Annotated in this window: 11 protein-coding genes and 3 tRNA genes; 1 reads left to right on the top strand and 13 read right to left on the bottom strand. The window is 57.0% G+C overall.

Going from position 1 to position 9,091, the window contains the following annotated elements:
• Nucleotides 1-2: 2 nt before the first annotated feature.
• From FHW77_RS07935 to FHW77_RS07880, 12 genes are all read right to left on the bottom strand, one after another.
• Nucleotides 3-1,232: a phage portal protein gene (locus FHW77_RS07935; RefSeq protein ID WP_037092402.1), complete on the bottom strand. Its 1,230-nt coding sequence runs from the start codon at nt 1,230-1,232 to the stop codon at nt 3-5.
• A 24-nt stretch (nt 1,233-1,256) separates the two neighbouring features.
• Complete coding sequence (locus FHW77_RS07930; protein WP_286086097.1) at nt 1,257-2,921, bottom strand: terminase large subunit; 1,665 nt, start codon at nt 2,919-2,921, stop codon at nt 1,257-1,259.
• A gap of 26 nt (nt 2,922-2,947) precedes the next feature.
• The gene (locus FHW77_RS07925; RefSeq protein WP_072494527.1) at nt 2,948-3,250 is read right to left on the bottom strand and encodes an HNH endonuclease family protein; all 303 of its coding nucleotides are present in this window, start codon (nt 3,248-3,250) and stop codon (nt 2,948-2,950) included.
• Between the two features lie 330 nt (nt 3,251-3,580).
• Entirely contained in the window at nt 3,581-4,036 is a 456-nt protein-coding gene (locus tag FHW77_RS07920; protein WP_182590399.1) for a phage terminase small subunit, hendrixvirinae-type, read from the bottom strand.
• Between the two features lie 126 nt (nt 4,037-4,162).
• The gene (locus FHW77_RS07915) at nt 4,163-4,450 is read right to left on the bottom strand and encodes a hypothetical protein (RefSeq protein WP_182590398.1); all 288 of its coding nucleotides are present in this window, start codon (nt 4,448-4,450) and stop codon (nt 4,163-4,165) included.
• Between the two features lie 35 nt (nt 4,451-4,485).
• Complete coding sequence (locus FHW77_RS07910) at nt 4,486-4,803, bottom strand: HNH endonuclease (protein ID WP_182590397.1); 318 nt, start codon at nt 4,801-4,803, stop codon at nt 4,486-4,488.
• Between the two features lie 17 nt (nt 4,804-4,820).
• Nucleotides 4,821-4,898: transfer RNA gene (locus FHW77_RS07905), tRNA-Pro, on the bottom strand.
• 4 nt (nt 4,899-4,902) lie between these two features.
• Nucleotides 4,903-4,978 (bottom strand) — tRNA-Thr (locus FHW77_RS07900).
• 221 nt (nt 4,979-5,199) lie between these two features.
• A tRNA-Met gene (locus FHW77_RS07895) sits at nt 5,200-5,276 on the bottom strand.
• 135 nt (nt 5,277-5,411) lie between these two features.
• Nucleotides 5,412-6,356, bottom strand: coding sequence for a hypothetical protein (locus FHW77_RS07890; protein ID WP_182590396.1), 945 nt, complete (start codon nt 6,354-6,356; stop codon nt 5,412-5,414).
• A 34-nt stretch (nt 6,357-6,390) separates the two neighbouring features.
• Nucleotides 6,391-6,864: a VRR-NUC domain-containing protein gene (locus FHW77_RS07885; RefSeq protein ID WP_182590395.1), complete on the bottom strand. Its 474-nt coding sequence runs from the start codon at nt 6,862-6,864 to the stop codon at nt 6,391-6,393.
• 132 nt (nt 6,865-6,996) lie between these two features.
• Entirely contained in the window at nt 6,997-7,158 is a 162-nt protein-coding gene (locus FHW77_RS07880) for a hypothetical protein (RefSeq protein WP_182590394.1), read from the bottom strand.
• A 344-nt stretch (nt 7,159-7,502) separates the two neighbouring features.
• Between FHW77_RS07880 and FHW77_RS07875 the strand changes: the two genes are divergently transcribed.
• Nucleotides 7,503-8,753, top strand: coding sequence for a DUF3644 domain-containing protein (locus FHW77_RS07875; RefSeq protein ID WP_286086096.1), 1,251 nt, complete (start codon nt 7,503-7,505; stop codon nt 8,751-8,753).
• Between the two features lie 136 nt (nt 8,754-8,889).
• Here the strand turns inward: FHW77_RS07875 and FHW77_RS07870 are convergent, their stop codons facing one another.
• Nucleotides 8,890-9,084 (bottom strand): hypothetical protein, encoded by a 195-nt coding sequence (locus tag FHW77_RS07870; RefSeq protein WP_182590393.1) that lies wholly within the window; start codon nt 9,082-9,084, stop codon nt 8,890-8,892.
• Between the last annotated feature and the right edge of the window lie 7 nt (nt 9,085-9,091).

The following is a 9,091-nucleotide window of genomic DNA, read 5'->3' as shown; positions in this document are numbered from 1 at the left end:
CCTTATGCAGCGCGCGCTGCTGGCGTTGGCGCCGGTGTTTCGGTCTTGCCGAGCGTATCGAGGCGCGTCATCGTGCCATTAACGATGGCCTTGTTGCCGCCGTCCACTGGCGCCTTGTCTTCGTAAGATCGAGCCTCATCGACGAGGTAGATGCCGTTCGTGACCATCTTCGACAGGAATTCTGCCCGCGCCGTGCTATCGCCGCGCAAGAGTTCTTCCATGTTGAATTTCACCTTCGTGGTCTTTCTGGTCTTTGCGTCCAGCAGGTCACGATAGATTGCCGCCTCGATGCGCTTCAGCATCGGCCGCATGCAGGTCTTGGTGAATTGGAGGATCAGCTGCTCGATGCCGCTGCCCCAGGTCGTGGTACCGTTGGCGGCGTGCCCGATCATAACGGGCGGCACGCCGAAGATGCGGCAAATTTGCTCTACACTGTACTGCCTCGCCTCAAGGAACTGAGCGTCCTTCGGGTTGATCGACATTGGGTACGGCTTAAAGCCAGCCTCCAACACCGTCACCCCGCCAGCCTTCTCGGCGCCGGCGAACTGCGTCAGCGTGTCGGAGATCTGCTTGCGCTGCTCAGGCTTCAGGATCTGATCCGAGCTGACTATGAGCGAAGAAAGCAGGCCGTTCTTGAACATCCGGCCGGCGACTTTTTCGCCTGCCAATGCACTACCGACGGTATTGCGCACAACAGCAATCGGCGACATGCCACGATCGCAGCCCGGCAGCCGGACGCCGCGGACGTGAAACATCTTGCCTTCGGGCACTCGGCGCTTTTTGCCGTCTTCCGTCACCTCGTAGTAACGCGTGTTCCGGCCGTCTTTCGACCGGCACACATCAACGCTCAGAGGGTGAAGGGGATTGAGCGCCACGAGGCGCTCGCCGTTCATCTTCTTTTCCGCGAAGAAGTTGCCGTCTAGCAGCAAGCACATCGCCGCCATCGACCAGAATTCTGGCGCCGTGTCGTCCATGTTCGGCATATCGTGCAGAAGTTCGTAAAGAGGAGCGTTCTTATCGACCGTCACGCCGTCCTCGCCGTAAACGATGCACGGAAGCGTGCCGGCCGCGTTTTGCACGAGGTTGACGCATGCCCAAACCGCATCAAGCGACAGGGCGCTCTCAATCGTGACTGTCTCCCCGGACGTGGTGCCGAGGCCAAAGAAGCCCCGCCAGAACTCGCCGTCGGTGAGCTTGATAGGCCTTCCGACCCATCTCTCAAAAAAGCCCATCAGGCCTCACCACTAGGTTGCCCGTCACCAGGTGACAGAGATGATGTTGTTGACGAAGTCGTCCAAGTTGCCGCTATCGACGCCCTCGTAGGTTCCGGCCATCGCCGTTGCCATTGCCAAGGCGACTGCGCCGTCGATGCGGCGCTCGCGGTTATGTTTGACGAGTTTTCGATTGCCGGCTGGATCTGGCTTGACGGTGGCATTCATCATGCACATCGTCAGCACCGGATGATCGCCGTGGGCGAGGTTGCCGTTCAGGATGATGCTTTCTAGCTCACGGAGAGCCGGAGACATCGACTGGAATCCCTGCCCAAAAGGCTGGAAAACAGCGTCGTCGCCTTCAAGCTGATCGTCAGTAAAGCCAGCCTTCTGTAGCCATGGCTTGAGGTGCCTGAAATTCCAGCGGTCGAACGCAATCTTGCGGATATCCATTTCTTCGAACCGGTCGCGCAGGTAATACGCAACGAACTCGTAGTCGACGGTTCTACCTGGGGCGGCTTCGAGGTGGCCATCCTTATGCCAGACATCGTACGGCACGCGGTCAGCCTTTGCCTTCGCGCGAATCCCTTCGCCGGGGAGCCAGAAGGTTGGCTTCACGTGCCAGGTGGTCTTTCCGCCCTGCTCTTTCGGCGCCATCAGCACCAGAGCAGTCAGGTCGCTCACCTCAGAAAGGTCGAGCCCACCAAAGACAGGGAGACCATCAAAGTCCACAACTCGAGCGTTGCACGCTCGCCAAATAGCCGGCGACACAAACGGAGCATTGGCATCGATCCTTTGGTTGAGATGCAGCCAACGAAAGCTGGCCTCCTCAGTCGGCATACGTGCCGCGCGCTCTGCGTCGTCTCTCACAGATGAAACTGACTTGAACTTGCCAAGCGCAGGGTTCGCTGCCTGCCACGCTTCCTCGTCGAGGACGTCGCAATCAGCCGGAGCCGTGTAAAGGTGCGAAACCGTTCGTGGCGCTTTTGATGTCTCGGCATCGTCCAGCCATCGCGAAAAGAGGTCGCCGTCAGTCGCTGCCTGCGTCGAGATAGCGAAGATCATCGCCTTGTCGCCGTAGGCGCCTTGCGACGTCACGATTGCTTCGACGAAGTCGTCGTGCGGGCCCTTGATCTGGCCAACCTCATCGAGGATGGCGACCAGTGGCGAACCACCGTGCGCGCTCTTGGCTTCCGCCGAGCTGGCCTGGTATTCTACCGCTTTACTCAGGCCAACAATTGTCTTGCTGGACGGCACAAGTCTGTATTTTTTGTTGAGCTCAGGAGACAGCAGAAGCATCTTGCTGGCGTAATTGTAGACCTCTGCCGCTTGTTTGCGCGACCGAGCGCCCGACATCATGCGGCTGTTTGGAAACGCCTCAGGCCCCACGATATGAGCCAACAGAAGACATGCTATTGTTGCCGTCTTCGAATTCTTGCGTGCAATCGACAGGTACGCCCTGCCCGTTCCATGAGGGTTGTCGTAAACCGCCAGGATAAAGCACTCTTGAAAGTCAAGAAGCCTGATAGGTTGGCCGACAAGATCCCCCTCTGGGACAACCAAAAAGCCCTCGATAAATCGGCATACCTTCTCGCCTCGCGTAAGCTCGCCGACCGGAAGTCTGCGCCAGTCCCGCCTTACTGGGATGGGACCGCTCTTAATCGCCTCCAAAACACTTGGCGGCCAACTCAGATTTTGGCCGTTCATCATCCGCCCTCAAAGGGCAAGCGCGCCATTCAAAGGAGGCTTGTCCTGCTGTTCTTCTTTTTGTTGTTTTCCTCGGCCCACATTGGGCGCAGGTTCGAAAGCTGGTTGAGCGCGATGACGTCCTCCAAGTTTCGGGCCGAGCTTGCAGGGAGGATGTGATCAACCTGCCATTCACTCATGTTGTGCCATCCCATACCCGAGTGAAATTGGCGCTCGACATGACGAACAAATTCATCGACAGTGTATCCGAGTTGTTCGAACGTCTTGGAGGTCTTGATCGCCCCAACCCTAGAGAGGGCGTGGCGGTGCAATCTGCTCAAACGGGCCTGCATAGCAGATCTGGGGTCTAATTTTCGTCGCTGTCGCTGTCTCGTTCTGTTCTTCAGCACCCTCGCGAACCGCTCATCCTCTGGGAGAGATCGCGAACGCAATATCTCAGCGGCAACTTCTTTTTGCAGGCACCCGCACGACTTGGTCAGGTGTGGAGAGGAGGTGGTGGTTGTGTTTCCACAGTCGCAAACAGCTTCCCATATTTTGTGACGGTGAACCGTTTCGCCTACGCATCGCGTGAATGTTAAGCGGCCGTTTTTAGTCCCGGATCGGTCTTTGAACCGAGTGCCGTTGCCAGTTTTGCTATCCACACCTTTCGGCAAACGAAACTCCTACGCAAGCAAATCGCTGTCTGATCTGACGCCCGCCTCAATCTCCTTGGCCTGGTCGCGCCGCTTGGCTGCGTCCCTCGCCTCGCCCTGTACGGCGCGTGCATGCAGCGCCAGCGACCGGCGGAACGAAAGGATCGAGGACGCGTGCATCTGGACGACCGACTTGCGTGGATTGGCGACCGGCGTGCCTTTTTCGGTAACGGCGACCGAACCCTCCGTGCGGAGAAGGTCCTGCTCCCTCACAAGGTCGGCCATCGTGCGGGCAAGCATCGCGGCAATCTCAAGCTGGTGCGCCGACCAATCGGCGCGGGCGTATTCGGCAATGACGTTCTTGAAAAATGGGACGTCGCCATCGTCGAGCGGGACGTTCTCGGGAAACTGGACATCCTCAGACGCCGCCGAAGCGATCCTTATGGCCTCGTCAACGCTGTCGACGCGGTTCTTCTTCTCTGACATGCGAAATCCCCTCGCGCACGCGCGCTTGCGCACGCGCTAGGCAAAAATCTGTGTTTGCACATGCGTTGCGTTACCCCACCGGTCCTGCGCCGGTCGGTCGGCCACTTTCGAGGCGCCCCCGGAGGGTCAGGCCGCCGCCTTCATATCGGGAAACTGCATGTTGATGCGATCAACGAGAAGATTGACGTACCGCGCTACGTGCTTATCACGCGTCAAATCCCAGAAGGCGTGGTCGACGAACGTCCGAATGTTAAGACCATGAAGACGAACAGCATCTCTTTGGCTCTCTACGCGCAACACCTTGCAGAGCTTCATCATGTCCTTTCCCCGCAAGTCACAGATCATTCGCTCGACGTACCGGACCATGGCTGCGTTATGAACCACGACGCATGCGCCATCGGTGGGAAGCGCCATTACCATGGCCCTGGTCTTGCCAGTGCCTCGCATCATCAGCCCACCTCTATTGGGTATCCATCAACGCCAATGACCACGGCCTGCTGGCCTCGCTCGATGCGAGCCTTCAGCTTGTCGTGACATGGAGCGCACAACGATTGCAGATTGTCAGGATCGTAGAACAGCGCCTCGTCACCCTTATGTGGGCGCACATGGTCGCACGTCGTTGCCTCGGTCACATCCTCGATAGCCAGGCAGAAGCGGCACAGTGGCTCAGCAGCAAGCTGGGCCTCTCGCAATCGCTGCCATCTGGCCGTTCGATAAAGGCGACGATATTGAGCAGCTTCGGCTGAGCGACCGTATGGCTTGGGCATAGGCGTTGCCTAGTGATTGGTCTGCGTGGCTGGATTCGAACCAGCGGCTCCCGCAGTCCAAGTGCGGTACTCTGACCAGACTGAGCTACACACAGAGATTGGTGCCGGCAGCAGGAATTGAACCCACGACATCCTCGTTACAAAGGAGGCGCTCTACCTACTGAGCTATGCCGGCTTGAAAGTTTGCCTTGCCCAAGGGCTGTCCAATCCACCCATGGCGCTTGCTCCTATCAGGAAACACAAGCGGTCATTCAGTGGCATCTGCGCAGGACGGACGCGAGGCTGTGAAACTCAAAGCGGCTGGGAGCGTGCACGACCTGCCAAGCTTTCGCTAACAGGGTCACACTCAACCAGCCGCACGATCACCATGCAAGCGGAGGAGAACGCGCATGGGATTGGTTGCGGAGGTGAGATTTGAACTCACGGCCTTCAGGTTATGAGCCTGACGAGCTACCAGACTGCTCTACTCCACGTGATAGTTACCCGCTGCGTTCAGCGGCTGCACCGAATGCAGCATGACGGCGGGGCGGTCGTAACCGCAAAGGGGCGAAGGTATCTTTCGATACCCTCTCACCCCTCGGGGATTTGAATGCGCGTGGCATACGGTCCTATGCTGCGCGGTTTCGGAAGCGGCTTAGGGCCAGCTCGGCAAGCCGCGCCTCTCGCCTATCAATCTCCTGCCACTTAACGCTGATGAAGCCGATCGCGGTGCCGACTACAGCCCTACCGGCGACCGACGGCTGTGTCCGCTCACCGGCCTTCTTGCCGATCTCGGTATACGTTTGCCCTCCCAGCACAGCGTCCTCGAAAGGTTCGACCAGCGGGCCAAGGGATGACCGGAGTTCGGCCAGTATCGGTTTGGCATCGATGTGTTGGTTCAAGATTTCATCGGTGATCTTCACGTGTAGGCTTTCCGTCTTGATCACGCTACCTGAAGCCACGTTGTCGTTGGCTACGACCACAGTCCTCCGTGGCGGTATCGAATGCGATCCTTTGCTCTTCTTGACCTTCGTAGAGATTTTGATTTCGCCACTCGGGATTTCCTTCCAGTCGCAAGCGGCGGCTCGGTCAATGTCCGCTTCTGGTGTGAGGCGTTTAGTTTCCCTTACTACTTCGCCGCCGTCAGCCTTGCTGTAGTCCAAACCCTTCAACGGCTCGGCCTCACAGAGCGCCACAAGCCGACGATAGCGAAGGACGACCGCTACAAGATCCTCGCGCTCATCACGGCGAAGCGCCTCAAGCAACGGGAAATCCTCGCCACGGCTCTGAATGCAAGAGGGATCGCCAATTGACTGTCGCTTCACTATCGCCCTCCGAACCTTCGCCATTTGTCTCGCCTCGTCTGCCGCCTTGGTTTTTGCTCTCTCTCGGCCATCGGCCCTCTCCTGTGCAGTCGGCGGGGTTTTGAGAACGTCTCTTGTTTTTGTTTCCTCGATCGGCTCCCACTTCCCATCCACCTTACGGAAGCGGGTGTTAGTCCTATATGGATGCGGCTGGTCTCCGGTGAAGGCTACCCTGCCAGTGGCGTCGATAATCTGGTCTTCTTCGTCCATTCTCGTCTCCCCTGTGGTGTTACTGCTGCTGCGCTTACGTTGGGTGATTGTCGTTATCGGCGAGCCAGCCTTTGACCAGCGCCACCGCCTTGCTTGCCGCTTCTGCCGTTGATGTGAACCGCACCACCTCAACTGGATGCCCGAGCCGCGCCAGCGATGCATGACGCTCAACCTGTGCCGGAGATAGCCTGCCCTTGCCGACCTTGTTCTCGATCATCCGCAGCTTGCCACCTCTGATGTAGATCCGCAGGTCAGCTTCACCCGGCGTCATGCCGGTTGCGATCGCATCCACCTGGGCACGTGGCCCGCGCTTTGCGCTGTTCATGTCACCAGCAAGCAGGAACTGGCGGCCGAACTCTGGCAGGGACCGCAGGGCGCGAACCTGAGCCGCCTGCCCTTCGCTTTCCTTGATGGGCGCGTCTGCAACGGTAACCTTGCCTTTCGGCGAAGTACGGATGACGACACGTTTGCCGTTGATGCGGGTGGTTTGGCTGGTGGCTTTGGGCATGGCGGTCTCCTCGTGGTGCGGTGTCGTGGTGGCGACACACATACTTTCCGAGAGAGGAGCGAAAACGGGTAGTGGATTTTGGAAATATTTTTTGGCCAAAAGAAAAGACCGGCTAAATGCCGGCCCTTTGGTCTAGTGCTCGTCGCCGCGCTGCGGACATCGCTTCATTAGCTTTTTGATCGTCCGCCGATCTCCGCCGAAGCGATCCATGACCTCGACGGCCTTTGGCAGACTTACCGAGTATTCCTGTTGCAGTTGCTCGACGGTGTATGGCTGCATTTCGTTGTCTGGCATTGCGCCCTCCTTTTGACCCGAAAATGCGACCACCCTGATTCGAGTTCCAGTCAAAAGGCAGGTTGTATCCGGACCGCCCCTTTGCCCGCTGCACGTTGCCCGAATAAAAAACCTCAAGAACCGTGCAGCCAGCACACCGCCCTGCACGGTTGCACGAGTAGGGTATATATTTAAAAATATATATACCCCTAAACGTGCACCAACCGGGCAGAGCTGTGCAGGTGTGAACGCACGGATGTGCACAGATAGTGCACGGATAAAAAATGCTCTATCCGGGCGGTATTAGAAGTTGAATTGTGCGCGGTGATTTGGTTGTATTGGCTTGGCGGCACATGGGGGATTATATGGCCAAGGGCAGTACAGGTGCGGGTCTTACGCCGGAGGAGAAAAGCCTCGTAAAGGCCATGCTGGATGCTGGTGAGAGAAGCCAAGACATTCATGTCCTGATCAATCACGGTCGGCATCCGACGGTAAACCACGGCCGCATTGGTTCTGCCAAGGCGCCGAACGTCAAAGCAGCCACTCCCGATGAGGTTGCGAAGTACAAGCAGATGAAGCGCAGCTTCGATCCAGCGACTGGTCTCAACCCATACACCGACGAGAAGCTGATTAGGTCCCGCGAGGCAATGATCCTTGCGGTTTCAATATTTAACAACGCATCCTACCGCTTCAAAACCGAAGTCTTTTCCATGCTTTCGAACGTCGCATGGTGCTATTTGATGCACGACTACTACGAGAGGAAGGGCATCAGTCCGACAAATTCGGACGGCACGACATGGGCGCTGAGCTATATGATAGAGAAAGGTGACTGCCCACTATCAAGTGGGATCAGGAGCAACCTGAGGGCGGTAAAAGCGATCAGAGACGAAGTTGAGCACCGTTTGTTCGGCCGCAGCGACGGAAACTGGCTCGCGATCTTCCAGGCATGCTGCCTGAATTTCGATAAGACGATCGTCGATTGGCATGGAGAACGGGTAAGTCTTCAAAACGATTTATCTGTAGCGCTCCAGTTCGGAAAAATGTCTATTGATCAGGCCTCCCAAATCCACGCTTATGACATACCGCCGAACATCGCTGCGCTGGACGCAAGTTTGATTGAAGGCAAAACAGAAGCCGAATTGGACGACATCGAGTATCAATTCAAGGTCGTCTACACGCTCGATAGCGCGTCGAAAAACAAGGCACATATCCAGTTCGTCAGCCCTGAATCGCAAGAAGGCAAAGACATTCATAATGTACTTCAAAAGTATCGCGTTGCAGACGAAATGTACCCATTCAAGCCACACGATGTCGTCAGAGAAGTTCAGAAGGCAGGCAGATTATTTACCACAAGCGACCACACGAACGCGTGGAAAAAGTACAAAGTTAGACCAAGCAAGGAAGCGAGCGCACCCGAGAAGACAGACAAAAGCTATTGCATATATCACGCAGCACACAAGGACTACACCTACAATAAGGCGTGGGTAGACAAACTCATCGCAGGAGCTCCGATGAAGCCAATTGATGAGCTGCCAAATGAATTGCTGGATCTATTGGAATCCGCCGTCGAGCCGGTACAAGATGAAATTGAACTGGATATCACGGAGGACATCTAGCGAAAGACGTGCACAACAAAAAAGGCCGGTGCATCGCTGCCCCAGCCTTCCTGTAGCTATCGCCTCTGCCAGTACATCCGTGGTCAGTGCGCAAGCTGTCTGGCCACATAACTCCCGACTTCGCCATTGGTTCCAGTCATGCGCCCGGCCAATCGTTGGCCGGCTCATCTAGCTGCTTCGGGTCGTCTGACGGGTCCGGGTCCTCTTGATAGGAAGTCGTCAGCCGGTAGAGTTCTTCCTGGATGGCAGCGATAATGTCTGGGGCCGCGTGGCCCTTCTGAACAAACCTGTCGACAAGTTGCTCTAGCTCGATACCGATTTCACTCTGCATAGCCGTG

Source organism: Agrobacterium sp. RC10-4-1 (assembly GCF_014138475.1).
In the GTDB taxonomy this organism is placed as follows: Bacteria; Pseudomonadota; Alphaproteobacteria; order Rhizobiales; family Rhizobiaceae; genus Agrobacterium; species Agrobacterium pusense.
This window is presented reverse-complemented; position numbering and strand designations above follow the sequence as displayed.

What these genes read in the sequence shown, in the direction of transcription:
- FHW77_RS07880 (WP_182590394.1), bottom strand. Translation starts at nt 7,158, where the DNA reads ATGCCAGACAACGAAATGCAGCCATACACCGTCGAGCAACTGCAACAG.
- FHW77_RS07925 (WP_072494527.1), bottom strand. Translation starts at nt 3,250, where the DNA reads ATGCAGGCCCGTTTGAGCAGATTGCACCGCCACGCCCTCTCTAGGGTT.
- FHW77_RS07920 (WP_182590399.1), bottom strand. Translation starts at nt 4,036, where the DNA reads ATGTCAGAGAAGAAGAACCGCGTCGACAGCGTTGACGAGGCCATAAGG.
- FHW77_RS07875 (WP_286086096.1), top strand. Translation starts at nt 7,503, where the DNA reads ATGGCCAAGGGCAGTACAGGTGCGGGTCTTACGCCGGAGGAGAAAAGC.
- FHW77_RS07885 (WP_182590395.1), bottom strand. Translation starts at nt 6,864, where the DNA reads ATGCCCAAAGCCACCAGCCAAACCACCCGCATCAACGGCAAACGTGTC.
- FHW77_RS07935 (WP_037092402.1), bottom strand. Translation starts at nt 1,232, where the DNA reads ATGGGCTTTTTTGAGAGATGGGTCGGAAGGCCTATCAAGCTCACCGAC.
- FHW77_RS07910 (WP_182590397.1), bottom strand. Translation starts at nt 4,803, where the DNA reads ATGCCCAAGCCATACGGTCGCTCAGCCGAAGCTGCTCAATATCGTCGC.
- FHW77_RS07870 (WP_182590393.1), bottom strand. Translation starts at nt 9,084, where the DNA reads ATGCAGAGTGAAATCGGTATCGAGCTAGAGCAACTTGTCGACAGGTTT.
- FHW77_RS07915 (WP_182590398.1), bottom strand. Translation starts at nt 4,450, where the DNA reads ATGGCGCTTCCCACCGATGGCGCATGCGTCGTGGTTCATAACGCAGCC.
- FHW77_RS07930 (WP_286086097.1), bottom strand. Translation starts at nt 2,921, where the DNA reads ATGATGAACGGCCAAAATCTGAGTTGGCCGCCAAGTGTTTTGGAGGCG.
- FHW77_RS07890 (WP_182590396.1), bottom strand. Translation starts at nt 6,356, where the DNA reads ATGGACGAAGAAGACCAGATTATCGACGCCACTGGCAGGGTAGCCTTC.